This is a genomic window from Actinoallomurus soli (assembly GCF_024055715.1).
Classification (GTDB): domain Bacteria; phylum Actinomycetota; class Actinomycetes; order Streptosporangiales; family Streptosporangiaceae; genus Actinoallomurus; species Actinoallomurus soli.
On record NZ_JAMXMV010000007.1, the window covers coordinates 384,745 to 408,880 of the forward strand.

General features: G+C 75.1%; 21 protein-coding genes. 9 read left to right on the plus strand and 12 right to left on the minus strand.

Features of this window, described 5'->3' with window-relative positions:
- The first annotated feature begins 141 nt into the window (after window positions 1-141).
- The 5 genes from NDW01_RS20495 to NDW01_RS20515 all read left to right on the plus strand — a co-directional run bounded on the left by NDW01_RS20495 (window position 142) and on the right by NDW01_RS20515 (window position 5,524).
- Entirely contained in the window at window positions 142-1,008 is an 867-nt protein-coding gene (locus NDW01_RS20495; protein ID WP_252822856.1) for a glycosyltransferase family 2 protein, read from the plus strand.
- Window positions 1,005-1,904, plus strand: coding sequence for a glycosyltransferase family 2 protein (locus NDW01_RS20500; RefSeq protein WP_252822857.1), 900 nt, complete (start codon window positions 1,005-1,007; stop codon window positions 1,902-1,904). Before NDW01_RS20495 ends, NDW01_RS20500 begins: the two co-directional genes overlap by 4 nt.
- Window positions 1,905-1,997: 93 nt before the next feature.
- A complete protein-coding gene (locus NDW01_RS20505) occupies window positions 1,998-2,909 on the plus strand; it encodes an ABC transporter ATP-binding protein (protein ID WP_308211742.1) in 912 nt (303 codons plus the stop codon).
- 1 nt (window position 2,910) lies between these two features.
- On the plus strand, window positions 2,911-4,275 hold the full coding sequence (locus NDW01_RS20510) for an FtsX-like permease family protein (protein WP_252822858.1): 1,365 nt from the start codon (window positions 2,911-2,913) through the stop codon (window positions 4,273-4,275).
- Complete coding sequence (locus NDW01_RS20515; protein ID WP_252822859.1) at window positions 4,268-5,524, plus strand: sensor histidine kinase; 1,257 nt, start codon at window positions 4,268-4,270, stop codon at window positions 5,522-5,524. The genes NDW01_RS20510 and NDW01_RS20515 overlap by 8 nt, the downstream gene beginning before the upstream one ends.
- Window positions 5,525-5,597: 73 nt before the next feature.
- Here NDW01_RS20515 and NDW01_RS20520 read toward each other — a convergent pair whose 3' ends face one another.
- From NDW01_RS20520 to NDW01_RS43545, 7 genes are all read right to left on the minus strand, one after another.
- Window positions 5,598-6,257, minus strand: coding sequence for a response regulator transcription factor (locus NDW01_RS20520; RefSeq protein ID WP_305883797.1), 660 nt, complete (start codon window positions 6,255-6,257; stop codon window positions 5,598-5,600).
- Between the two features lie 155 nt (window positions 6,258-6,412).
- Window positions 6,413-7,804, minus strand: a complete 1,392-nt coding sequence (locus NDW01_RS20525) for a nucleotide pyrophosphatase/phosphodiesterase family protein (RefSeq protein WP_252822861.1) — start codon at window positions 7,802-7,804, stop codon at window positions 6,413-6,415.
- On the minus strand, window positions 7,801-9,003 hold the full coding sequence (gene eboE / locus NDW01_RS20530) for a metabolite traffic protein EboE (protein ID WP_252822862.1): 1,203 nt from the start codon (window positions 9,001-9,003) through the stop codon (window positions 7,801-7,803). Before eboE ends, NDW01_RS20525 begins: the two co-directional genes overlap by 4 nt.
- A 3-nt stretch (window positions 9,004-9,006) precedes the next feature.
- Window positions 9,007-9,870 carry a TatD family hydrolase gene (locus NDW01_RS20535; protein ID WP_252822863.1) on the minus strand — a complete coding sequence of 288 codons (864 nt, stop codon included), beginning with the start codon at window positions 9,868-9,870 and terminating at the stop codon, window positions 9,007-9,009.
- Window positions 9,870-10,793 (minus strand): EboA domain-containing protein, encoded by a 924-nt coding sequence (locus tag NDW01_RS20540; protein ID WP_252822864.1) that lies wholly within the window; start codon window positions 10,791-10,793, stop codon window positions 9,870-9,872. The genes NDW01_RS20535 and NDW01_RS20540 overlap by 1 nt, the downstream gene beginning before the upstream one ends.
- A 2-nt stretch (window positions 10,794-10,795) precedes the next feature.
- Window positions 10,796-11,662: a sugar phosphate isomerase/epimerase family protein gene (locus NDW01_RS20545; RefSeq protein WP_252822865.1), complete on the minus strand. Its 867-nt coding sequence runs from the start codon at window positions 11,660-11,662 to the stop codon at window positions 10,796-10,798.
- The gene (locus NDW01_RS43545; protein WP_305883795.1) at window positions 11,659-12,792 is read right to left on the minus strand and encodes an SCO3242 family prenyltransferase; all 1,134 of its coding nucleotides are present in this window, start codon (window positions 12,790-12,792) and stop codon (window positions 11,659-11,661) included. Before NDW01_RS43545 ends, NDW01_RS20545 begins: the two co-directional genes overlap by 4 nt.
- Before the next feature lie 179 nt (window positions 12,793-12,971).
- On the opposite strand from NDW01_RS43545, the gene NDW01_RS20555 reads away from it, so the two are divergent.
- Genes NDW01_RS20555 through NDW01_RS20570 form a run of 4 tightly spaced genes read left to right on the plus strand, consistent with a single transcriptional unit; the run spans window position 12,972 to window position 17,872 of the window.
- Window positions 12,972-14,411, plus strand: coding sequence for a PQQ-dependent sugar dehydrogenase (locus tag NDW01_RS20555; RefSeq protein WP_252822866.1), 1,440 nt, complete (start codon window positions 12,972-12,974; stop codon window positions 14,409-14,411).
- A gap of 10 nt (window positions 14,412-14,421) precedes the next feature.
- Window positions 14,422-14,976 carry a hypothetical protein gene (locus NDW01_RS20560; protein ID WP_252822867.1) on the plus strand — a complete coding sequence of 185 codons (555 nt, stop codon included), beginning with the start codon at window positions 14,422-14,424 and terminating at the stop codon, window positions 14,974-14,976.
- On the plus strand, window positions 14,976-17,384 hold the full coding sequence (locus NDW01_RS20565) for a molybdopterin oxidoreductase family protein (RefSeq protein ID WP_252822868.1): 2,409 nt from the start codon (window positions 14,976-14,978) through the stop codon (window positions 17,382-17,384). The genes NDW01_RS20560 and NDW01_RS20565 overlap by 1 nt, the downstream gene beginning before the upstream one ends.
- On the plus strand, window positions 17,381-17,872 hold the full coding sequence (locus NDW01_RS20570) for a hypothetical protein (protein WP_252822869.1): 492 nt from the start codon (window positions 17,381-17,383) through the stop codon (window positions 17,870-17,872). Before NDW01_RS20565 ends, NDW01_RS20570 begins: the two co-directional genes overlap by 4 nt.
- A gap of 24 nt (window positions 17,873-17,896) precedes the next feature.
- Here NDW01_RS20570 and NDW01_RS20575 read toward each other — a convergent pair whose 3' ends face one another.
- From NDW01_RS20575 to NDW01_RS20595, 5 genes are read right to left on the minus strand one after another with little or no spacing between them, the layout of a single operon-like run.
- The gene (locus NDW01_RS20575) at window positions 17,897-18,835 is read right to left on the minus strand and encodes a glycosyltransferase family 9 protein (RefSeq protein ID WP_252822870.1); all 939 of its coding nucleotides are present in this window, start codon (window positions 18,833-18,835) and stop codon (window positions 17,897-17,899) included.
- Window positions 18,832-19,791: a glycosyltransferase gene (locus NDW01_RS20580; RefSeq protein ID WP_252822871.1), complete on the minus strand. Its 960-nt coding sequence runs from the start codon at window positions 19,789-19,791 to the stop codon at window positions 18,832-18,834. Before NDW01_RS20580 ends, NDW01_RS20575 begins: the two co-directional genes overlap by 4 nt.
- On the minus strand, window positions 19,788-20,822 hold the full coding sequence (locus NDW01_RS20585; RefSeq protein WP_252822872.1) for a glycosyltransferase family 9 protein: 1,035 nt from the start codon (window positions 20,820-20,822) through the stop codon (window positions 19,788-19,790). The genes NDW01_RS20580 and NDW01_RS20585 overlap by 4 nt, the downstream gene beginning before the upstream one ends.
- The gene (locus tag NDW01_RS20590; RefSeq protein WP_252822873.1) at window positions 20,815-22,386 is read right to left on the minus strand and encodes an HAD-IIIA family hydrolase; all 1,572 of its coding nucleotides are present in this window, start codon (window positions 22,384-22,386) and stop codon (window positions 20,815-20,817) included. The genes NDW01_RS20585 and NDW01_RS20590 overlap by 8 nt, the downstream gene beginning before the upstream one ends.
- The gene (locus NDW01_RS20595) at window positions 22,383-24,017 is read right to left on the minus strand and encodes a carbamoyltransferase family protein (RefSeq protein ID WP_252822874.1); all 1,635 of its coding nucleotides are present in this window, start codon (window positions 24,015-24,017) and stop codon (window positions 22,383-22,385) included. The genes NDW01_RS20590 and NDW01_RS20595 overlap by 4 nt, the downstream gene beginning before the upstream one ends.
- Window positions 24,018-24,136: the final 119 nt, after the last annotated feature.

The window sequence follows — 24,136 nt, forward strand, 5'->3', positions numbered from 1 at the left end:
AGCCGACGCGCCCTCCCTGCCCGCGAGGTGGGGTTCAAAACCGCCGTTCGAGGGCCGCTCGGCGGGGTCGCCGGAGGCCGAGGATTCGATGATCCTGCGCCGGGTAGTCGATCGGTTACTTCTTCGAGGGGAGGTCGATCGGTGAGCCGCGTCACCGTCGTGATCGCCACCAGGAACAGGCGATCGGAGCTGCTGCGCACCCTCGAACGGCTGGAGGCCCTACCGGACCGGCCGGTCGTCGTGGTGGTCGACAACGGGTCCGGGGACGGTACCGCGACGGCGGTGACGGACCGCCATCCCGCCGTACGGGTCGTGCCGCTGGGCCGCAACCGGGGCGCCGCCGCCCGGAACGTCGGCGTCCACTTGGCCCGCACGCCGTACGTCGCGTTCAGCGACGACGACTCGTGGTGGGAGCCGGGGGCGCTGACCCGGGCCGCCGAGCTGTTCGACGCCCACCCGCGCCTCGGCCTGATCGCGGCCCGCACCCTGGTCGGGCCGGACCGCGAGCCCGACCCGATCAACGCGGCGATGGCCGAGTCGCCGCTGCCGCCCGATCCCGGTCTGCCCGGTCCGCCCGTCCTCGGCTTCCTGGCCTGCGCCTCGATCGTCCGGCGACAGGCGTTCCTGGACGTCGGCGGGTTCTCGTCCCTGCTGTTCTTCGTCGGGGAGGAGCGCCTGCTGTCCTACGACCTGGCCGCCGCCGGGTGGGGCCTATGTCACGTCCCGGAGATCGTCGCGGTCCACGAGCCGTCGACGAACCGCCCGCCGTCCCACCGGCGCCGCCGCAGCGAGCTGCGCAACACCGTCCTCACGGCCTGGATGCGCCGCCCCGGCCTCGTCGCGGTCAGGGAGACCGCACGGCTCGGAGCGCGGGCCCTGCGCGACGGCGACTCGCGGGCGGCCCTCGCGGGCGCCGCCGTGCGCCTGCCCTCGGCGCTCGCGGCGCGGCGGCCCGTCCCGGCGACCGTCGAGGGCGGCATCCGCCGGCTGGCCGGGGAGACGCCGTGAGACCGGACCCGAGGATCACCGTCGTCATCATCACCCGCGATCGCCGCCCCGAGCTACTGCGGACCCTGGACCTGCTGACCCTGCTCCCCGAGCGCCCGCCGATCACCGTCGTCGACAACGCCTCCTCCGACGGCACCCCGGACGCCGTCGCCGAGGCGTACCCGCGGGTCCGGCTGATCCGGGCCGCGCGCAACCTGGGCGCCGTCGGGCGCAACCTCGCCGTCGCGGAGGTGACCACCCCGTACGTCGCGTTCTGCGACGACGACACGTGGTGGGAGCCAGGCGCCTTGGCCCGCGCGGCGGACCTGCTGGACCGGTATCCGCGGCTGGCGACGGTCACCGGCCTGATCCTGGTCGAACCGGACCGGGGAGAGGACCCGATCACCCCGGAGCTGCGGCACTCGCCGGTGCCCGCCCCGTCCTGGATGCCGGGTCCCGCCCTGATGAGCATCATGGCCGGGGCGTCGATGATCCGCGTGGAGGCGTTCCGCGAGGTCGGCGGGTTCTCGCCGCGGCTCGTGCTGGGCGGCGAGGAGGAGCTGTTCTGCATGGACCTGGCCGCACGGGGCTGGTGGATGTGCTGGGCCGAGGACGTCGTCGTGCACCACGCCGCGTCCGCCGCCCGCGATCCCCGCGAACGCCGCCGGGTCGGCATCCGCAACACCCTCTGGACCACCTGGCTACGCCGCCCGCTCCCCTCGGCCGCCCGCAGGACGCTCACCGTGCTCCGTACGGTCCCCCGGGACCGTACGACCCTGTCCGCGGTGGCCGAGGCGGTCACCGGCCTGCCCTGGGTGCTCCGGGAACGCCGCCCGGTCCCCGACCACGTCGAACGCAACCTGCGCCTGCTGGCGGAACCCCAGCGCCGCTCCCCCGCCCGCCGCTACGTCGGCTGACCACGCCGTGACCGCGGGGTACGGGTTCCCGTACCCCGGATCCGGATGGAAGCACGATCGTGCGGGCCGCCGTGTTCCGGCCAGGCTTGCGCCATGCCCTTCTCGAAACCGCACGGCCGCCGTGACGGCGGCCGCCCTGAAGCCGGCGGCCGCCCTGGACACGACGGCCACCCTGAACCCGGCGGCAGCCCCGGACACGACGGTCCCCGTTCCGCCGCCTCGCCGTACCGCCCCGGCGCCGCTTCGCCCCCCGACGGCAGGGAGGACGCGGGTCCGGGCGACCGCGCGGCGGCTCGGTGCGACGACCTGCACCGCCGCTACGGCAGGGGCGCGAACGCCGTCCACGCGCTGCGCGGCGTGACCATCGCCTTCGCGCCGGGGACGTTCACGGCCGTGATGGGGCCCTCCGGATCGGGCAAGACGACCCTGCTGCACTGCGTCGCGGGCATGGACCGGCCGACCTCCGGCACCGTCTGGTGGGGACGGACCGAGGTGTCCCGGCTGCGGGAACGCCGGCTGGCCGAACTACGCCGCTCCGAGGTCGGGTTCGTCTTCCAATCGTTCAACCTGATGCCCGCCATGACCGTCGAGCAGAACGTGACGCTGCCGGGCCGGCTGGCCGGACGGCCGCCCGAGCGGGCGGCGGTGCGCGAGGCGCTGCGGCAGGTGGGGCTCGCCGGCCGCGAACGGCACCGCCCAGGGCAACTGTCAGGCGGCCAGCAGCAGCGGGTCGCCATCGCGCGGGCCCTGGTGGCCCGCCCAGAGGTGGTGTTCGCCGACGAGCCCACGGGTGCCCTCGACCGGCGGACCGGTATGGAGATCCTGTCGCTGCTGCGCGCCGGCGTCGACGGGCAGGGGCGGACCTGCGTCATGGTGACGCACGATCCGGTCGCCGCCGGCTACGCCGACCGCGTCGTGGTGCTGGCCGACGGCGTCATCGTCGATGACCTGGACCGCCCGTCGGCGGCGGTCGTCTCCGAGCGCCTGAGCCGGCTGGGAGGCTGACGTGCTACGGCTCGCGTTCGGGCAGATCCGGACCCGGCCGGCGACGTTCGCCGGACTCGCCACGGCCCTGTTCATGGCGGTGACCGCGATCACCCTGTTCGGCTCGCTGATCGCCGCGAGCGTCGTCTCTCCTCCGGCGCACGGGAGTCAGCCCGGTCTCGTGGTCATCGGCGGCGCGTTCGGGGAGATCGCCATGCTGGTCGCCCTGTTCGTGGTGGTCAACACCCTCGGCTTCGCGATCCGTCAGCAGCACCGGGACCTGGCGCTCCTGCGTACCGTGGCGGCCACTCCCGGGCAGGTCCGCGGGCTGGTGCGCCGGCAGGTACTGATCGTCGTCTCCCTCGTCAGCCCGGCCGGCTGGGCGGCCGGGACGCTGGGCGCGCACCGTTTCCTCGCCGCCCTGGTGGCGCGCGACCTGGTGCCGGCCGGAAGCCGGATCCCGTTCACTCCGGTGCCGGCCGCGGCCGGCTCCGTGCTCTCGCTCGGACTCGGGACGCTGGCGGCCGTGGTCGCCGCCCGCCCGGTCTGCCGCATCACCCCGGCCGTCGCGCTCGGGGAGAGCGTCGGCGGCGACCGCCGGGCCGACCCGATCCGTACGCCGGTCGGCCTCCTCGCGCTCGCCGGCGGCGGCGTTCTCTGCCTCGCGATCGCCCGGCAGCCCCCGGACAAGGCCGGGCAGGGCGCGCTGCTGGCCACGCTGGTCTTCCTGGTGGCGGTCGCGCTCCTCGGGCCGCTGTTCACCGTGGCCGTCGTCACGGTCCTCGGCCTGCCCCTGCGGGCGGTCGCGCCCCGCTCGGGCCGGCTCGCCGACGCGAACCTGCGCGGGTACGCCGCCCGGCTGTCGTCGGCCGTGGTCCCCCTGGCGTTGCTGACCTCGCTGGCGTGCGTGTTCCTGTCCCTCGGCGATACGGTCAGGGACGCCTCCCGCCATCTCGCAGGAACGGAACTGGCCTCGGTGACCTCCGCCGCCGACATCTGGCTCCGCCAGGTCGAGCTGATCATCCTCGTCTGCTTCGGCGGCGTGTCGACGGTCAACACCCTGGCGGCGCTGACCGCCGCGCGGCGCCGTGAGTTCGCCCTGCTGACCCTGGTCGGCGCGACCCGCCGGCAGCTCGTCTCGATGCTCTGCGCCGAGTGCCTGCTGATCACGGCGGTGGGCACCCTCACCGGCACGGCCGTCGCGGGGGCCACCGTGACCTCCTTCAGCGTGACCCTTCCGGGCTCGCCGCTTCCGTCGATGGACCCGGGCGGCTACGGAAGGATCGCGGTGGGCGTGGCGGTGCTGGCCGCGCTGGGCATCCTCCTCACCGGGCTGCGCGCGACCTCGGGGCCGGCCACGGAGACGGTCGCTGGTCAGCGTGGCTGAGAACGCCCGGCGCGCGAGACGGCTCCGGCCCCGCCCGCCTCGGCCCGTCGTGCGTCCCGGCGAGGTCCTCTTCGCCGTCGCGGGGCTTCCGGCGGCCGTCGCCGGCGCCGGCTACGTCCTCGCCACGCTCTACGCGGGCGCGCTGCTGGCGGTGACCCTGGTCGGGCTTCCTCTCGTCGCGGCGGGCCTGCGGGGCGCCCGGGTGCTCGGCGCGCTGCACCGCCGGGCCGTCGCCCGGCTCCTCGGGGAGCAGATCCCCGGCCCCGAGCCGGTGCCGCACGTGCCCGGCGTGCTCGGCTGGATCCGCGCCGGGCTCACCGACCCGGCCGGCTGGCGGGCACTGCTGTACCTGATCCTCCGCCTCCCGGCCGGTCTGGTGGCCTTCCTGGCCTCGGCGGTGCTGCCGGCCGCCGCGCTCTGGTCGATCGGTTTTCCCGTGCTGGCCCGTGCGCTCCCCCCGGCCGATCGGACCGTCCCCTGGTGGGCGGAGGTGGCAGGCCCGCCGCTCGGACTCGTCCTGCTGGCGACCGTCCCCGCCGCCGTTCGGGGCGGGAGCGGGCTGAACCGCCGGCTGGCCCGGCTCCTGCTCGGCCCGACGGCCGGGCAGCGGCGGATGCGCGCGCTCGAACGGTCGCGGCACGCACTGGCCGCCGAGAGCACCGAGGCACTGCGTTCGATCGAGCGTGATCTGCACGATGGAACGCAGGCCGAACTGGTCGCCATCGCCATGACCCTCTCGCTGGCCGACGACGCGCTCGGCGAACGCCCTGATCTGGCCCTGGACCGGCTGTCCGCGCTTCTCGGCCGGGCGCGGTCCCAGACCGACGACGCCATCGCGGGCCTACGGCGGATCACCCGGGGCATCAACCCGGTGCCGCTCGACGCGGGGCTCGCCGCAGCCCTTCCGTCCCTGGCCGCGAGCAGTCCGGTCCCCGCCGACCTGCGCCTGGACCTGCGGGAACGCCCGGACCCGGCGATCGAGCGCGTGGTGTACTTCTGCGCGGCCGAGCTCCTGACCAACGTTGCCAGGCACAGCGGAGCGGATTCCGCCGTCGTTGAGGTCACCGCCGCTCACGGACGGGTCCGGCTGGTGGTGCGCGACGAAGGGCGTGGCGGCGCGTTCCCGGGCGGCGGCAGTGGGCTGACCGGTCTGGGCCGTCGGGCGGAGGCCGTGGGCGGCACCCTCCGGATCACCAGCCCCGACGGCGGTCCCACGGCCATCGTCGCCGACCTGCCGGCCCGGATGTGAGCCGGACGCGAGCCCCCGTCCGGTCACCCGGGGCCGGGCTCCGTCGCCGGAGGAACGTCCCGGTCCGCGCGGGTCACGCGCCGCTTCCGGTCTCCGTGAGATAGGTGAGCACCGCCTTCACCCGGCGGTTGTCGGCCTCGGCGGGGTGCAGGCCGAACTTCATGAAGATCGCGGCCGCGTGCTTCTCCACCGCCCGCTCCGTGACGACCAGGCGCTGGGCGATGGACCGGTTGGAGTGCCCCTGCGCCATCAGGTCGAGCACCTCCCGCTCCCGCGGGGTCAGCGCGTCGATGCGGCTCCGCCGCGTACCGCCTCTCAGCAGCCCGGTCACGATCTCCGGGTCGAGCACCGTGCCGCCCGTCGCCACGCGGTGCAGCGCGTCGACCAGCTCGGACGTACGGGCCACCCGCTCCTTGAGCAGGTATCCCACTCCGGCGGCGCCGGCCGACAGCAGCCGCTCCGCCAGGACCGCCTCCACGTGCTGGGAGAACACGAGGATGCCGACCTCCGGCCGGAGCCTCCGGAGGTCGAGGGCGGCACGGATGCCCTCGTCGGTGTGGGTGGGCGGCATCCGGATGTCCACGACGGCGACGTCGGGGCCGTGCTCGGCGACCGCCGCGAGCAGGTCCTCGGCGGTACCGACCGCCGCGGCCACCGCGCATCCCCGCGCCGACAACAGCTCCACCATGCCCTCGCGCAGTACGACCGAGTCCTCGGCCAGAACCACCCGCAGCGAACGTTCCACCATGACCGTCATCATGCCGCCGTCCGGAGCCCGCCGCCGGAGCGCGGTCCTGGAGGCGCGTACGTGGCCGTGGCCTTAGACGGCCGTATCCGGCAGCGGGCCCGTCCGGGGACGGTCGCGGAGCCAACACCACCGGCGAAGTCTCAGACCGGCCGGGCGTGGAGGGCCGGGCCGGGAGAGGGGATGCCGGCCAGGCGAAGGAGGAGGGCGGGGACGTCCGTGGCGTGGACGGGGTCGCGGACGGCGGTGGGGTCGGAGCAGAGCAGGACGGGACCGTCGTCGGGCGTCGGGGGGAGCAGGCCGTGGGAGCCGCGTACGCCGGACGGGTCCAGCGGCACGACGTTCATCGTGTAGCGCAGGCCGAGCCGCCGGCGCACGAGCGCCTTCAGGGCGCGGGCCCGGCCGGCCCGGTCCCACAGCAGTTCGGCCGGGTCGTAGCCGGGCTTGCGGTGGATCTCCACGCATCGTGCGAAGTCGGGGGCACGGTCGTCGTCCAGCCAGTGGTAATAGGTGAACCACGCGTCCGGCTCCGCCAGGGCGACCAGTTCGCCGGAGCGTTCGTGGTCCAGGCCGTGCGCCGCCCGGCCGGCGTGGTCGAGGACCTCCGCGACGCCGGGCAGGCCCGTGACCAGGTCGTGGGCGGCGGGGCGGTCCGAAGGGTCACGGACGTACACGTGGGCGATCTGGTGGTCGGCCACGGCGAACGCGCGCGAACTCCAGGGGTCGAGATACTCCATCCCGGCCTGCGTGTGCACGCGCAGCAGGCCGGCGCGGCGCAGCGCCCGGTTCAGGTCGACGGGGCGGCGTACGGCTGTGATCCCGTACTCGCTCAGCACCACGACCGTCACGCCCGCGCGTCGGGCGTCGTCCAGCAGCGGGGCGAGCACGTCGTCGGCCGCGCGGGCGGCGGCGATCGCCTCGGGGCCGTCCGGCCCGTACCGCTGCAGGTCGTAGTCCAGATGCGGGACGTACACCAGGGTCAGATCCTGGGCAGGCATGATCAGCCGTGCGGCCTCGACGATCCAACGTGAGGAGCGGATGGACGCCGCCGGACCCCAGTAGTGGAACAGGGGGAACGGCCCGAGCGACGCGGTGAGCCGGTCGTGCAGCTCCGGCGGCCTCGTGTAGCAGTCGGGCGACTTGCGGCCGTCCGCGTGGTAGATCGGCCGTGGCGTGACGGTCACGTCCGTGGTCGCGCCCATGGCGTACCACCAGCACACGTTGGCCGCGCGGTACCCCGGAACGGCCCGCCGGGCGGTCTCCCAGATCCTCTCACCGTGGACCAGGCGGTTGTGCTGGCGCCACAGCAGCACGTCGCCGAGGTCACGGAAGTACCAGCCGTTGCCGACGATCCCGTGCCCGCTCGGCGGCAGCCCGGTGAGGAGGCTCGCCTGTACGGAGCAGGTGACGGCGGGCAGCACCGGGGTCAGCGCCGCGTGAGAGCCGGCGCCGGCCAGGGCGCGCAGGTTCGGCATGTGCGGCAGCAGCCGTGGCGTCAGCCCGGCGACGTCGAGCACGAGCAGGGGCGTGGTCATCCGGCCGGCACCGTCAGACCACGCTCGACGAGGGCGTCGCGTACCCAGGCCAGTTCCCTGGCGATCCCCGCCGCGAGGTCCGCGTCGTCGCCCGGGCGCGCCTCGGCGGGAAGGACCCCCCACGTGTAGGTCTCCACCTCGACGTGGTCGGTGAGCGTACGGTCCCCGAACAGCGCGTCGAGGCAGGTCAGCAGCTCGGTGCTCGTGGCGCTCAGCGGCGGGCGGGGCCGGGCGTGCAGCGGCAGGTGAAAGTGCACACGCCACGGCCCACGGCCATCCAGCGGCCGGGGACCGTCGAGCGCGTCCGCGAGATCGTCCCAGTCGCCGCCCCGGCAGCCGTCCCCGTCCCGGTCGCCGATCCGGCCATCGGTCCACTCGCGGGTCTGGTGCAGGAAGCGGTCCTCGGCGAACGCGGCGAGGGCGGCGCGAGTGTCCGGATCACCAGGACGCTCGGCGTGCAGGGCCGCGGACGCCTGGAGTTTGACGATCGAGAGACCGGCGGCCGCGATCCGGTCGGAGGCGGCCGCCGGATCCTCGGCGGCGACGGCCAGATGGCAGGCGTCCAGGCACACGCCGAGCCATCGGGTGTCGACGCCGGACAGGAGTACGGCCGCCTGTTCGGTCGTCTCGACCACGCAGCCCGGTTCGGGCTCCATGCCCACGCGTACCGGGCGGCCCGAGAGCGCGGCGATCTGGGAGAGTCCCTCGGTGAGCCGGTTCAGGTTCGCCAGCGCGGCGCTGTGCTGCCGCCGCGACCACGGCGTCCGCCAGGCGAACGGCAGCGTGGAGACGCTCCCCCGGGCCGCGTCGTCGGGCATCAGCCGCGCGAGGACGGCTGCCAGGTCCAACGTGTAGCCGAGCCGCTCCGGCCGTGACCAGTCGGGCCGGTAGACGGCGTGTTTGACGCGGGCCGCGTGGAACCCTCCGTAGGGGAAGCCGTTCAGCGTCACGACCTCCAGGCCGTGCCGGTCCAGGGCGGTGCGCAGCCGGTCGACGGCGCGCGGATCGGCGGCCAGCTTCGCGGCGGCGCGGTGCGCCAGCCACAGGCCGAGGCCGAGCCTGGACACACCGAGCCGCTGCCGCACGGGCACGGCGAAGCGGCGCAGCTGGCCGAGAACTCCGTCCAGGTCCTCGGCCGGATGGACGTTCGTGCAGTAGGCCAGGTGCACCGTGCGGCCCTGCCGGTCCAGCAGCCGCACCGCTCAGTCCTCCGGTTCGCCGCGCAGGACCGAGTTCCCGCCGTACGTGTCCGGTCCGTCGGCCGGCTCGGGGTCGTCGAGGAAGAGCCGCCCGCTCTGCCCGTAGAACCGGGCGGGGTTGCGCCAGAGGACCTGGTCCACGGCGTCGTCGTCGAAACCGGCCGCGAGCATCGCCTCGGCCGTCGACCGGGTCGCGAGCGGATCGCTGCGTCCCCAGTCGGCGGCGGAGTTCACGAGCATCCGGTCCGTGCCGTACTCGCGGAGGATCGAGACCATTCGGCGCTCGTCCATCTTCGTCTCCGGGTAGATGGAGAAGCCCATCCAGGCGCCGGTGTCGCGGACGAGGCCGGCGGTCGGCTCGTTCAGGTGGTCGAGCACCACGCGCTCCAGGGGAATGCCGGAGGACCGCAGGAGGTCCAGCGACCGGCGCGTCCCGGTGACCTTGTCGCGGTGCGGGGTGTGCACCAGCACCGGGAGGTCGTTTGCCAGCGCCAGCTCCACCTGCCGGCCGAAGGCCTTCTCCTCCTCGACGGTCATGGCGTCGAAGCCGACCTCTCCGACCGCCACGACGCCGTCCTTGGCGAGGTAGCGCGGCAGCAGGTCCAGCACCCTGGCACAGCGCGGGTCGTTGGCCTCCCTCGGATTCAGCGCGAGCGCGCAATGATGCCGGATCCCGAACCGGCCGGCGCGGTACGGTTCCCAGCCGACCAGCGCGTCGAAGTAGTCCACGAACGTCCCGACGCTCGTACGCGGCTGGCCCTGCCAGAACGCGGGCTCGACGACCGCCCGCACGCCGGCGGCGCGCATCGCCTCGTAGTCCTGCGTGGTCCGCGAGGACATGTGAATGTGCGGGTCGATGATGCGCATCAGGCCTCCGGTCGGACGCGGGAAGGGCGGACGGTGCCGCGGCCCGCATCGGCCTGCGCGGGGTCCGCGAGGCCGAGCGGCCGGGGATCGGCGGCGGACGGCTCGGCCGACGGCGCGGAACCGGCGGGCGGCTCGGCCGACGGCCCGGAGCCGGCGGGCGCGCCGGGGAACCGGTCGAGGACGAGCCACGTGTCGGCGGGGACGTCCCGGCCCGCGGCGACCCGTTCGCGGGCGAAGTCGGCGAACATGCGGGCGAGTTCGGCGTCCGCGCGTTCGCCGAGCCCGGCGACGGCGGCGAGCGGCACCCCGGTGAACAGGCACTTGAGGACACCGTCGCGCCAGGCGGCGTCGTCGAGCCGGCGGGCGTACGGGCCGAGCGCCGCCACGACCAGCCGTACGTCATCGCAGCGCAGCGCCTCCCGGACGACGGGAACGAGCCGGTCCCCCACCCCGTCCGGCCGGTCCGGCTCGTCCAGGCGCGGGAGGCCCCGCAGGACACCGCGTCTCTCGGCCGCGTCACCGCAGCGGTACAGGGCGGTGACCTCGGCCGCGAGCGCCGCGCCGGTCATCGGCAGCGCACCGAGCAGGACGCCGCGCGCCGCGTCGTCGATCCGTCCGTGGACCAGCCCCTCCGGGTCACCGGGGCACAGCGGCGCCCGGCCGCAGTGCCGTCCGGCAGCGGGGAACAGCTCGCGGACGCGCTCCGGCCGGTCGGCGACGGCGGCGCACGCCCCACGCAGCCAGGCACGGCCCGCCGCTCCGATGCGCGACCACACCTCGTCGGCGCCGGCGCCGTCCGTCGCACCGCCCGCCCCGTCGCGCGGCGCGCCACCCGGCACGCCGGCCGCCCCACCGTCCGTCCCGGCGCCCGCCCCACCGTCCGTCCCGGCGCCCGGCGCGCCGTCCGTCCCGCGGCCCGGCACGTCTACCGCCCCGCCGGCGCGGTCTCGGCCTGGGCGAGCGCCGCACGCAGGAACCGCAGCGACCGGGCGGCGACGGCCGGGGCGTCGTGGGAGTGCCGGGGCAGTTCGACCGCGATCAGGCCGGAGTAGCGGGCCACCACGAGTTCCCGCAGCACGGGCGGGAAGTCCACCTCTCCGGTACCGAACTCCAGGTGCTCGTGGACGCTCCGGCGCATGTCGTCGATCTGGACGTGCGCCAGCAGGGGCGCGGCGCGGCGGACGCAGGCGTCGGCCGGTTCGGTCTCGTTGCAGCGGCAGTGCCCGACGTCCAGGGTGAGCCGCAGCGCGGGCGGCTCGCCGAGGCGGCGCCACAGGTCGAAGGCGCCGTCGAGGGTGCCCACGAGCATGCCGGGCTCCGGCTCGAACGCCAGCGTCACCCCGCGGCGTTCGGCCATCGCGACGACCTGCGCGCAGCGGGCGACCAGGCGTTCCCAGCCGACCTCGGGCGGCAGGCCGGGCGGAAGCGCCCCGGACCACAGCGACACCGCCTCGGCCCCCAGCTCGGCGGCGATGTCCACCGCCCGCCGCAGCAGGTCGAGCCGCGGCTCGGGGTGATCGGACAGCAGCGTCGGCTGGTGCTTGTGCCGCGGGTCGAGCAGGTAGCGCGCGCCGGTCTCCACGACGACGCCGAGGCCGAGGACGTCGAGCCGGCGGGCGAGCGTCGCGGCGCGCCGCCGCAGATCCGGGAGGAACGGGTCGAGGTGGTGGTGGTCGAGGGTGATCGCGACCCCGTCGTACCCGAGGTCGGCGAGGACGGCGATCGCGTCGTCGAGCCGGTGCCCGGCAAAGCCGTTGGTGCCGTACGCGAACCGCGGGGAGGCGCCCGTCATGTCGTCGCCATCCTCTGGGCTGCCGTGCGGCCCACCAGATAGAGGGACGCGACGGCGAGGGACGCGCGCCCGGCGCCCGCCCGGGCCAGCAGCGCCGCCTGCAGCGGGATCAGGCCGAGGACGCCGCGACCGACCGCCTGGCGGACGGCCGCCGGAGCGCGCGAGCGGGCGGCCCGCAGGTACCCGGGCGCCACGGCGGCGGCATGCGCCCCGGCCAGCGCCACGGCCAGCGTCGCCGTCGCCCGGGAGCCGCTGCGGGCGATCCCGCGCCGGGCGGATGCGCCCGAGGCGAGCCCGTCCTTCGCGGATCCGCGCGCTGCCGGTCCGGTGGAGAACCCGCCGCCCGAGGCGAGCCCACCCGGCGCGGACCCGGTGGAGAACCCGCCGCCCGAGGCGAGCCCACCCGGCGCGGACCCGGCGGGGAACCCGCCACCCGAGGCGAGTGCCGCCGCGAGGGCGGCGCTGACGGCGAGGGCGGCGGCGGGAGCCGCGATGCCGGTGCCGTGCACCTCGCCGCGGCTGAGGGCCGTCAGCGCCAGCGTGTGCGCTCCGACGGCCGCGGCCTGCGAAGACGCCTGCCGCGCGCCTCCGGCGCCCGCGCCGACCAGCACGTTGAGCGCCCGCGCGGCCGCCATGCCGAACGGGCCGGCGGCGGTCCGCTTCAGCACCAGGTCGTAGGTCCAAGCGGTCGCGGCCACCGCCGCGGCCGGGATCAGCGTGTCGCGGCCGCCGCCCGCCAGCGCGCCCGCCAGCCCGGCGCAGGTCAGCGCGCCGGCGAGGCCCAGCGCCCGCCCCGGGCCGATCCGGCCGGAGGGGACGGGGCGCTCGGGGCGTTCCACGGCGTCGATCGCCCGGTCGGCCCAGTCGTTCAGCGCCATCCCGCCGCAGTACAGGAACACCGACGCGACCGGCAGCCAGGCGGTCCGGCGGCCATGGGGGAAACCGGTCGCCGCCGCGCCGGCGAGGACGTCGCCGGGCACCGTGCAGGCCGCCGGCAGCCGTACCAGCTCGGCGGCGTCGCGCAGCGCGGTCAGCACGCCGGACCCCGCGGCCCGCGCCGGCAGGGCGTCGCGGAACGGGCCGAGCGCACCGGTCGGCCACACCGCCGTGCGTCCAGGCGTGATGTCCATAGGTCCCCCCGTTCCCGGCCCCGGGCGTACCCGTGGCGTCCTCGCCGGAAACGGCGCGCCGCGCCGGGCGGACGCCGCGCCGTGAGCGTCTACGCGGCCGCCCCAACAGGCGTGATGACCTGGTCAAATCCGATTCCGGGCGGGTTCTCGCGCGCGGCGGCCCGGGTACGCCACGCGCCATGTCGGTACACACCGCTCCGGCGGCCCCGGGGACCCTGGAACGGCTCCCGACCCTGGTCCGGCCGAAGGTCGACCCGGGCGACGTCGTCGTCCCCGACGGATACGCCGTCGACGCCTGCGTCGTGGGGCTGTCCTTCCCGACGGGCATGGGATTCGCCGACGACGGCAGCCTGTTCATCCTCGAAGGCGGCAGCACCTGGCCGACCCGGCCGTACCTGCCGGCGCGCATCCTGCGGTTCCATCCCGGGGAAGGCAGGGTCGAGCAGTTCGCCACGGAGGTCCTCGGCGGCCCGCGCGGCGTGGCGTACCGGGACGGCGCGATCTACGTGAGCGTCAAGGGCGGTTACTTCACCCACATCGACCGGTACGACCTGGAGACCGCGGAGCGCGAGGTCGTCGTCGACGGGCTGCCGAACGGCGGGTGGCACGAGCCCGGCGGCCCGGTGTTCGGCCCCGACGGGCTGATGTACTTCGCCCAGGGCTCGGTCTCCCAGAACGGCGTCGCGCTGCCGCAGGGGTTCACGGTCGACCTGGCCAAGCATCCGAAGGCCCACGACGTTCCGGGGCAGGACGTGACGCTCACCGGCAACGACGTGTGGAGCCGCGATCCGATCGCGCCGTTCCCGTTCCTGACGCGCACCGCCGCGTTCAAGCCGTTCGGGGAGCCGTCGACGCCGGGCGAGGTGGTGCGGGGAGAGCTGAAGTGCAGTTCGGGGCTGTGGAGGTCGCGGCCGGACGGTTCGGGGCTGGAACTGCTGGCCTGGGGGCTGCGCAACCCGTACGGCATGGCGTTCGGCGAGGACGGCGAGCTGTACGTCTCCGACAATGAATACGAGGAGAAGGGCGAACGCGCGGTCGCCATGGACCCGGACCGGATCTGGCGGATCGGCACCGTCTCCCAGCCGCACGGTTCGGTCGACAAGCCCGAGTGGTACGGATTCCCGGACTTCGCCGGGGACGGCCTGCCGGTGTGGCACGAGAAGCACCTGCCCACGAAGGGTCAGAAGGCCCTGCCCCTCATCCAGGACCCGCCGCCCATGGCGGGGCCGGCCGTGTACCTGGCGCCGCCGCACTCCTGCATGACCAAGATGGACTTCTGCCGCTCGGACGAGTTCGGGCACCGCGGCCTGCTGTTCCAGTGCCAGTGGGGGACGCTCGCCCCGCTCAACTCCCCGCGCCCGGAGGACCTCACCCACGGGTTCAACGTCACCTGCGTGGACGTCACGAGCGGCGAGGCGTTCCCGTTCGCGCACAATCCGGAGCCCGGCCCGGCGTCCCACCATCCGGGGCGTGGCGGGATCGAACGGCCGGTCGACTGCAAGTTCGGCCCCGACGGCCGGAGCCTGTACGTGCTCGACTTCGGCGCGGTCAAGGTGACCGACGGTTACCTCCTGGCCTATGGGCACACGGGCGTCCTGTGGCGCATCACCCGACGATGAGGAGGTCACGATGAGCAGCACGGCCGGCCCCGTCCTCGTCGAGCTGGACGAGGAGTTCTGGTCGGGCCGGCTCGACCGGGTCGCCACGTGGCTCGGCAACGTGGTGATGACCCAGTCGACGTTCCACCGCATGGCCGGGGACACCGCCGAGAAGATCACCGAGCCGCACATCAGGGAGTACCTCCTCGAGATCTCCGAGGCCGCGGGAGAGCACGAGGCCGCGATCGGCGAGCTGTACCGGATCATCGACCGGGAGCCGCCCACCGGCCGGCGGTTCAGTGCGGCCGTGATGGCCCGCGTCCAGCAGGCGATGGGCCAGCTCATCGGCAAGGCCGGCGGGGCGCCGGGAGACGAGTGGAACCACCTGCGCCAGCTGCTGCTGGTCAACCTGGACGCGATCGGCGCGTTCGCCACCGCGCAGCAGCTGGGGCTGGCGCTGGGCCTGAACGAGTTCGCCGAGAGCATCTTCCCGATCGTGCGGGAGAAGGAGAAGCACCAGCTGCTCATCCAGGAGTACATGTTGGAGATGGGCCCGCAGGCGATCCTCTACAAGGGCGACATCTGATGACCCGGCCGCGATCGGACGACGACCGGATCGCGGACATCTGGGGACCGCGCACGCCGTACGCCGCCGGGGAACGCTGGCCGGTCCGGGTGGACCGGTTCGTTCCCGGCCTGGCCGACGAGGACGTCGACCGGTGGGTGCCGTCCGCCTGCGTGCTGTGCTCCAACTGCTGCGGCATGGACATCGCGGTCAAGGACGGCCGGATCGCCGGTGTCCGCGGCAGGGCCGTCGACCGGATCAACCACGGCCGGCTCGGCCCGAAGGGCCTCTACGGCTGGCAGGCGAACAACTCCCCCGACCGCCTCACCCGCCCGCTCGTACGCCGCCGCGGCCGCCTGGTCGAGACCGACTGGGACACCGCGATGAACCTCGTCGCCGAGCGGTCGCGGCGGGCCCTGGACCGGCACGGGCGGCTGGGCCTGGGCTTCTACAACACCGGCCAGCTGTTCCTGGAGGAGTACTACACCCTCGCCGTGATCGCCCGCGCCGGCCTCGGCACCCCCCACCTGGACGGCAACACCCGGCTGTGCACGGCGACCGCGGAGTGGGCCCTGGTCGAGACCTTCGGCAGCGACGGGAACCCCGGCTCGTACACCGACATCGACACCTGCGACACCCTGCTGCTCGTCGGCCACAACGTCGCCGAGACCCAGACCGTGCTGTGGATGCGCATGCTGGACCGGCTGCGCGGCCCGGACCGGCCCCGGCTCGTCGTCATCGACCCGCGGCTCACCCCGGTCGCGCGGGAGGCCGACGTCCACCTGGCCATCCGGCCCGGAACCAACGTGATGATCCTGAACGCGATCCTGCACGAGCTGATCGCGCGGGACCGGGTCGACCACGAGTGGGTCGCCCGCCACACCGTCGGCTTCGACGCCCTGGCCGACGTCGTACGCGACCACCCGCCCGAGCGCGCCGCCGAGGTCTGCGGGGTCGAGGCGGCGGACATCCGCGAGGCCGCCCGGATCATCGGGGCCGGGCGGCGGCTCGTGTCCACGGCGCTGCAGGGCGTCTACCAGTCCCACCAGGCCACCGCGGCGGCCGTGCAGATCAACAACATCAACCTCATCCGCGGCATGATCGGCAGGCCGGGCTGCACGGTCTTCCAGATGAACGGGCAGCCGACGGCGCAGAACACCCGCGAGACCGGCGCCAACGGCAGCCTGACCGCGTTCCTCAACTTCCAGAACGACGAGCACGTCGAGTCGCTCGCCCGGCACTGGAACGTCCGCCCCATCGACATCCCGCACTGGTGGGAGCCCACCCACGCCATGGAGATCTTCCGGTTCTGCGAGCAGGGCTCGATCCGCTTCCTGTGGGTGCTCTGCACGAACCCGGCGGTGTCGCTCCCGGAACTGCACCGCATCCGGTCGATCCTGGACCAGAAGCGGCTGTTCCTCGTCGTCCAGGACGCGTTCCTCACCGAGACCGCCGAGCTCGCCGACGTGGTGCTCCCCGCGGCGATGTGGGGCGAGAAGACCGGTACGTACACCAACGCCGACCGCACCGTTCACCTGTCCGACAAGGCGGTCGAGCCGCCCGGCGAGGCGCGGGCGGACCTGGACATCCTCCTCGACTACGCCCGGCGGATGGACCTCCGCGACAAGGACGGCGCCCCGCTGGTGAAGTGGAGCACCCCCGAGGAGGCGTTCGGGCACTTCGCGGCGGTGTCCCGGGACCGGCCCTGCGACTACTCCGGACTGTCCTACGCGAAGCTGCGCGACCGCGACGGCATCTCCTGGCCGTGCAACGAGCGGTTCCCCGACGGCCGGGAGCGCCTGTACACCGACGGCGTCTTCGGCACCGGCGCGGACTACTGTGAGAGCTTCGGCCACGACCTGGAGACCGGGGCGGCGAACGAGCCGGACGAGTACCGGGCGCACGACCCGGCCGGCCGGGCGATCATCAAGGCGGCGCACTACAAGCCGCCGCACGAGCCGGTCGACGAGGACTATCCGCTGCAGCTGTCCACCGGCCGCACCGTCTACCACTGGCACACGCGGACCAAGACCGGCCGGGCCGGGCAGCTCCAGGACGCGGCCCCACGGGTCTGGGTGGAGCTCAACCCCGACGACGCCCGGTCGCTGGGCGTGGCCGAAGGGGACCTCGTACGGGTCGAGTCCCGGCGCGGCATCGTGCACGGACCCGCCCGGCTGACCGGCATCCGGCCGGGCGCGGTGTTCGTGCCGTTCCACTACGGCTACTGGGACCGGCGGGAGGCCGGGCCGCGCACGGCGGCCAACGAGGTCACCCGGACGGAGTGGGACCCGGTGTCCAAACAGCCGATCTTCAAGGTCACCGCCGTACGGGTCGTGCGGGTCGCCGGGAGACGCGCGCCCGCACCGGCGCCCGAGGCCGGACGCGTCCCGGCGGCCGGGGCGCACACCGTGGAAGGGCGGACGCCGTGAACAAGGTCGGCCTGCTGCTCGATCAGCTGCACCGGGCCGAGACGAGGCTCGGCGCGGAGTTCCGGCGGGTCGCCGGCCGGGAGGCCGCCGACCAGGAGGTCTACTACGTCTGCCGGGACCTCGCCCGGCAGTGCGACGAGCGCGCCGCCGCGATCCGCCGGCTCGGCACGCGGTACGGCAGGTCGATCGCGGCGCCGTCCGGCCCCGGCCCCCTGCGGACCGCTCTGACCGAGCTGCGCCGCCGGGCCTCCTGCCTGCTCGGCCGGCAGCGGATCTCTGGGCTGCTCCTGCTGCGCGACCTGCGCGCGCTGTTCCTGGCCGCGCAGGCGGCGAACGTCGCCTGGATCGCCGTCGGCCAGCTCGCGCAGGCGCTGAAGGACGGGGAGATGCTGACCCTGGTGAACGGCCTGCACAAGGAGAACCTCACCCAGATCAAGTGGATCAAGTCGAAGGTGCGCGAGGCCTCTCCCCAGGCCCTGCTGACCTGATGACGGCGAGGCCCTGAGCCCCGGTCAGGCCGCCGGCTGGCGGAGGGCCGTCAGGGCGGCGAGGACCTCGTCGACGGTGATCCGGAGCAGGCGCGGGTCGGTCTCGGTGCCGTGGGCGTTCCCCGGACGGCCGCCGCTGCCGTGCCACAGGGCGACGTGCGGGCCGTCCTCCGGCGGGCCCCACAGCGCCGGGGAGACCGGGCCGAACAACGTCACGGACGGCACGCCGTACGCGGTCGCCAGGTGGGACAGGCCGGTGTCGTTGCTCACGACGACGGCCGCGTCCGCGACCAGCGCCGCCAGGCCCTCCAGGCCGGTCGTCCCGGCCAGCACCGCCCCGGCGGGCAGCCCCGCGCGGCCGGCGACGGCCGCCGCGAGGTCGCGTTCCCCGGCGGTCCCGGTGATCACCACGGGGTGCCCCTCGGCGGCCAGCGCACGGGCGACGGCCGCGAAGCGGTCGGGCGGCCAGCGGCGGGCGGGGTAGGCGGCGCCCGGGTGCACGACGGCCGCCCGGCGGACCGGCGGCTCCTCCACCGGGGCGCGCAGGCGCAGGTCGCCCGGGTCGGCCGGGATCCCCCACCGCCCGACGAGGCGGCACCATCGGACGACCTCATGCTCGTCGTCGTCCCACCACGGGCCGTCGACGCCCGGGGCGGTCGGGGAGGCGTACATCATCCGCAGCCGGGCGCGGGTCGCGTCGATCAGCGCATGGCTGGCGGGCCCGTTGCCGTGCAGGTCCACCGCGACCTCCGGCGGCGGGCCCTGCCACGGAATCGGCCGCAGCTCACCGGTCGGCAGGAGCCGGTCGATCGCCCCGGTCAGCGCCACCAGGGGCCGCAGCGCCGCCGGGGCCGCCAGGACGGTCTCGGCGCCGGCGTACGCCCGGCGCAGCGCACGGTAGGCGGGCACACCGGTGAGGAAGTCGCCCAGGCCGAGGGCGCGCAGCATCAGGACGGCCGTCAACGGGTCACCTCGGCCAGGATCTCCTCCCAGTCGGCGAGGAAGCGCCCCAGGCCGTAGCGCTCCAGCGCGGCGGCGCGGGCGGCCTTGCCGAGCCGGACGGCCTCCTCAGGGTCGGCCAACAGCCGCCGCAGGCCCTCGCGGAGCCGGTCGGGACGGGTGGAGACGATCCCCGCCTCGCGCGGCACCGCCTCGACGACCTCGGTGGTGGCCAGCGCCACGACCGGCATGCCCAGGTGCATGGCCTCCAGCAGCGACAGGCCCAGCGAGGTCCACCGGATCGGATGCAGGTAGACGCGCCGCCGGGCCAGCTCCTCGTGCATGCGCTCCTGCGGCAGGTCCTCGTGCGCTCGGGCGTCGGGCAGGCCGAGCCGGCCGGGCAGGTCCCGGACCTTCATCCCGAAGACGTCCAGGCCGACGCCGTCGCCGAAGTACGGCAGCAGGTCGGTGCCGACGTACCGGCCGCGCCGCAGCGGCTCGTTGACCACCACGGCGGCCCGCTCGATCTCGCCGGTCCACTGCGGGCCCGGGTCGACGATGCCGTGCTCGACGACGGCGGTCGGGGTGCGCCCGTTGTCCCACATCAGCCGGTTGAAGTGGGTGACGTGGACGAGGAGGATCTCCGGCCGGTCGGCCATCGGGTGGCGGGTCAGCGGAACCTCGCCCCACGGCGCGTCGTGCTCGACGTACATGGCGGGCACGTCCACCCCGGGGCGGCGGCCCAGCCACGCCTCGACCAGTTTCTCCTCGTGGGGCCGCTGGAGGACGACCACGTCGATCTCCTCGTCGCGGAGCCGCTCCGGCGGCACCTCGACGGCGTTCGCCGGCCACTCCCACGTACGGGCCCGGCCGAGGCCGTCCGGCCCGCGGTCCGGCGTCACGGGCAGCACGTACGTGTGCGGCCCCTGGACGAAGGCGGTCGCCCACGACCCGTGGACGTGCCAGATCAGCACCCTCATCGGCTCACCTCGATGGCCAGTTTCTCGACGGAGTCGGCGACCTCCTGGGCCGTGACCTCCGACAGGCAGGGATGTCCGTCAATGGGGCACTCGCGTGCCCGCGTGTCACGGCAGGCGGCGTCCTGGTCGCCGAGCAGGACGTACGGCACGCCATAGGGCGCCCACCGCGCGGCCGGGACGACGGGCGCGAACAGCGACACGACCGGCGTCCGCACGGCGGCGGCCAGGTGCGCCGGACCGGTGTTGCCGACGACGACCACGGCCGCCCCGGCGAGGACGGCGGCGAGTTCGGCCATTCCGGTACGGCCGCCCAGGTCGACGCCGGCCCTCCCCGCGACGCGCGCCGTCAGGTCGCGCTCGCCGGCGGTGCCGGTGACGAGGGTCCGCCACCCCCGCCCGGTCAGCTCCTCCACGGCCTCGGCGCAGCGCCGGGCGGGCCACGCCCGCGCCGGGACCGACGCGCCCGGGTGGAGGACGACGTACCGGTCCTCGCCGGTCAGGTGCCGCACGTCGGGCAGCGGCGCCCGTACGGCGAGGCGCCCGTCGTCCCCGGGCGGCAGCGCGAACCCTGCCGCGCGGGCCAGCGACAGGCCGCGCTCGGCCTCCGGGACGTCGTCGTCCAGCCGGTGCCGTACGTCCAGCAGCGCGCCCGGGTAGTCGACGCTGATCGCGGCCGTCCGCGCGACGCCGGCGAGCCGCAGCAACAGCGCCGTCGGCAGCGGCGACTGGTGGAAGGACGTCAGGATCAGCGCCTCGTCGAACCGGCCGTCGGCCAGCCGGTCCACGAGCGCGTCGATCTCGCCGCGGTGGACCGGCGGCGGCCGGAGATCGACCCAGGGGGCGCGCCACACGACGACCTCGTCGACGCCGGGCAGCAGCCTCGCCGCCGCCTCGCCATGCGGCCCCACCAGCATGGTGACGCGCGCGGAGTGCGCGGCGACGGCGCGGACGGCCGGCCCGGCCAGCAGCACGTCGCCGGCGTTGTCCAGGCGGACCACGAGCGAACGCCGCTCCGCCCCTCCGTCACTCATGCCACACCACCGCACCCGTACCGCCCGCGAGCGCGTACCGGACGGCCTCCGCCGGTCCGGCCGCCCGGCGTACGCCGACGGTCTCCTCCGGCCGGGTCTGCGGCGCCGGGATCAGGACGCTGCGCGCCCCGGCGGCCCGCGCCGCCGCGACGTCGGCGCCGATGTCCCCCACGACCAGGCACTCCTCGGGGGCGACGCCGAGGTCGGCCGCCGCCCGCACCACCAGGCCGGGGGCCGGCTTACGGCAGTCGCAACCGTCGTCCGCGCCGTGCGGGCACTGCTGCCACGTGTCGAACGGGCCGAGCAGCTCGGTCACCCGCGCGTTGACCTTCGCGACCTCGGCCTCGGTGGCCAGGCCGCGGGCGATCGCGGACTGGTTCGTGACGACGCCGACGCGCAGCCCGGAGCGCCGGGCGAGGTCCAGGGCCTCCTTCGCGCCGGGCATCGGCTCGACCTTGTCGGGGTCCCCGTTGTACGGGACGTCGTGGATCAGCGTGCCGTCCCGGTCGAACAGCACGGCCTTCACCGGCGGCGGCCACGGGGCGGCGGACCGCGCCGCGGCGAGGCCGCGCAGCCAGTGCCAGGTGGCCACCGGCGGGATCGCCAGGCTCGTCGCCGTCATCACCGCGACCTCGCGCGGCGTGCGGGGACCGGGCGTGACGCGCGCGGCCGCGAACTCCGCGACGCCGACGAGGGCGCCGGCCGCCGCGGTCAGCGCGAGACGCCTGCGCCCGGTGGCGGCCAGGCCCGCCGCGGCGAGCCCGGCGGCCGTGATCGCCAGGTGCCGGGGCCGCCGTCCGCGGATCTCCCCGGCGCGCTCGTACCAGTCCGGGCCGTGCAGGGCGCGCATCAGCGCGTCGTCGGCGTTGCCGGCCTGGGTGCGGACGCTGATCCAGGGCGAGGCCGGGCGCACGGGGTGGGTGGTGGTGCGTTCGCCGCGCTCCATCAGCCAGCCGACCTCCAGGACGCGCAGCGCGATGTCGGCGTCCTCGCGGAACGCGCGGGGGAAGCGCTCGTCGAAGCCGCCGCACTCCACGAGGGCCTCGCGGCGGTAGGCCAGGTCCGCGGTGATCCACCGGGCCTCGGCCAGCCCGGCGGTCCCCCGCTCCCAGTCCGTCGGGCGCCGGCCCGCGGGCAGCGGCACCCGGATCCGGCCCTGCACGCCGCCGACACGCGCCGGCCGTTCCGCCAGGTCGGCGACGAGGCGGGACCGCCAGTCCGGGCCCACCCGTACGTCGTCGTCCAGGAACACCACCCACGGGGCGGACGTGCGCCGCCAGCCGAGGTTGCGCGCCGCCGCCGGTCCACGCCCGCCGGCGGCGACCACCTGGGTCAGGGGAAGGAGCGGTTCGGGGACCGTGATCGGCGTGCCGCCCTCGGCGGAGCGCCGGTCGTCGACCAGGACGATCTCCGCGGGGAGCGGCCCGGACGCCGTGGCCAGCGCCTCGAGGCAGGCGTCCAGGCAGGGCCGCACGAGCGTGGGGATCACGACGGCGTACGTGACGCCGGTCTCCTCCGTGCTCGCGGCGCGGGCCTCCGCCGGGTTCTCCAGGCCGGCGCTCACGGGCGCCGCCTCACCACGAACGGGCCGATGGCGAGCAGGTCGATCGGGGTGGCGCCGAAGCACTCCAGGACGTCCTTGATGTCATCGACGATCGGCCGCCCGGCGGTGTTGAGGCTGGTGTTGACCAGCACCGGCAGGCCCGTGCGCCGTTCGAAGGCGGTCAGCAGCGCGGCGACGCGCGGTTCCCGTTCCGGGTCGACGGTCTGGACGCGCGCCGTGCCGTCCACGTGGACGACGGCCGGGATGCGGTCCTGCCACTGCGGCGCGACGTCGTGCACGAACAGCATGTACGGGCTGGGGAGCGGGCCCCGGGCGAAGATCTCCGGGGCGCGCTCCAGCAGCACCATCGGGGCGACCGGCCGGAACTGCTCGCGGCCCTTGACGTCGTTGAGGCGTTCGAGGTTCGCCTTGCGGCCGGGGTGGGCGAGCAGCGAACGGTGCCCGAGGGCGCGCGGACCGTACTCGGCCCGGCCCTGGAACCAGGCGACGATGCCGTCGCCCGCGAGGACCTCCGCGACCGTGTCGGCCAGGTCGGCGGGCCGCTCGTAGGGCAGCCGCGCGGTGCGCAGCGCCCGCTCGATCTCCTCGTCCGTGAACCCGCGGCCGAGGTCCGCGCCGGGCATGGGCTCCAGGGGCTCCCCCTCGGTGGCGGCCACGTGCAGGGCGGCGCCGAGCGCGGTGCCCGCGTCCCCGGCGGCGGGCTGCACCCAGACCTTCTCGAACGGGCCCTCCCGGTGCAGGACGGTGTTGGCGACGCAGTTCAGCGCGGTTCCGCCGGCCATGGTGAGGATCCGGTCGCCGGTGCGCTCGTGCAGCCAGCGCGCGAGGTCGAGGAGGACCTCCTCGAGGCGGCGCTGCACGCTGGCGGCCAGGTCGGCGTGCGCGCTCGTCCAGTCCTCGTCGGCCCGGCGGCGCGGTGCGAGCTCCTCCCAGTCGATCGGCTCGGTGACGAACCCGCCGTCGTCGGTGGCCCGGACGGCGGCGCGCAGCCGATCGAGGAAGCGCGGCTTGCCGTACGACGCGAGCGCCATGACCTTGTACTCGTCGGAGGAGCGCAGGAAGCCCAGGTGGGAGGTGAGGTCCTCGTACATCAGGCCGAGCGAGTGCGGGAGCCGCTGGCCGGCCAGGACCTCCAGCCTCCCGCCGTCGTACCGGCCCGACAGGTGGGAGGCCCGCTCGCCGCGGCCGTCGCACACGAGAACGCTGCGCGGCTCGGCGGTGGAGACCGCCAGCCCTCCGGAGGCGGCGTGGGCGACGTGGTGCGGCACGAACCGGACCTTGTCCCGGTCCAGGCCCGGCAGCGCGTCGGCGATGAAGCCCGGCGCCTCCTTCGCGTACATCGTGCGCAGGTGGTCCCAGGTGTCGTCGATGCCCATCTCCTCGGGCGGGAGCACGAGTGACGGGTCGTAGGAGTAGCCGACCAGGTCGATCTGGTCGGGCGTCAGCCCCGCCTGCCGCAGGCACCATCGGGCAGCCTCCACCGGCTGTTCCCACGCCGAGAAGGGCACGGGCCGTTTGCCGTGCTTACGGCGGCTGAACCGCTCCTCCTCCGCGGCGGCCACCACGCGCCCGTCGACGACGAGCGCCGCCGCCGGGTCGTGAAAGATGGCGTTGATGCCGAGCACTCGCACAGAGTCCCCCTCGTCCGCATTCGTTCCCGCAGGTCGGTGCCCTGGAGCCCGGGCGGTAAACCGTGCCTGTCAGTTCCATTGCCCGACGCATCCCGAGTAGGCGTCCGGACGGTAATGGT

Bases quoted from the DNA above. Each gene is read 5' to 3' on its own strand.
- NDW01_RS20585 (WP_252822872.1), bottom strand. From the start codon at position 20,822: ATGAGTGACGGAGGGGCGGAGCGGCGTTCGCTCGTGGTCCGCCTGGAC.
- NDW01_RS20580 (WP_252822871.1), bottom strand. From the start codon at position 19,791: ATGAGGGTGCTGATCTGGCACGTCCACGGGTCGTGGGCGACCGCCTTC.
- NDW01_RS20525 (WP_252822861.1), bottom strand. From the start codon at position 7,804: ATGACCACGCCCCTGCTCGTGCTCGACGTCGCCGGGCTGACGCCACGG.
- NDW01_RS20535 (WP_252822863.1), bottom strand. From the start codon at position 9,870: ATGCGCATCATCGACCCGCACATTCACATGTCCTCGCGGACCACGCAG.
- NDW01_RS20505 (WP_308211742.1), top strand. From the start codon at position 1,998: ATGCCCTTCTCGAAACCGCACGGCCGCCGTGACGGCGGCCGCCCTGAA.
- NDW01_RS20565 (WP_252822868.1), top strand. From the start codon at position 14,976: ATGACCCGGCCGCGATCGGACGACGACCGGATCGCGGACATCTGGGGA.
- NDW01_RS20560 (WP_252822867.1), top strand. From the start codon at position 14,422: ATGAGCAGCACGGCCGGCCCCGTCCTCGTCGAGCTGGACGAGGAGTTC.
- NDW01_RS20555 (WP_252822866.1), top strand. From the start codon at position 12,972: ATGTCGGTACACACCGCTCCGGCGGCCCCGGGGACCCTGGAACGGCTC.
- NDW01_RS43545 (WP_305883795.1), bottom strand. From the start codon at position 12,792: ATGGACATCACGCCTGGACGCACGGCGGTGTGGCCGACCGGTGCGCTC.
- NDW01_RS20545 (WP_252822865.1), bottom strand. From the start codon at position 11,662: ATGACGGGCGCCTCCCCGCGGTTCGCGTACGGCACCAACGGCTTTGCC.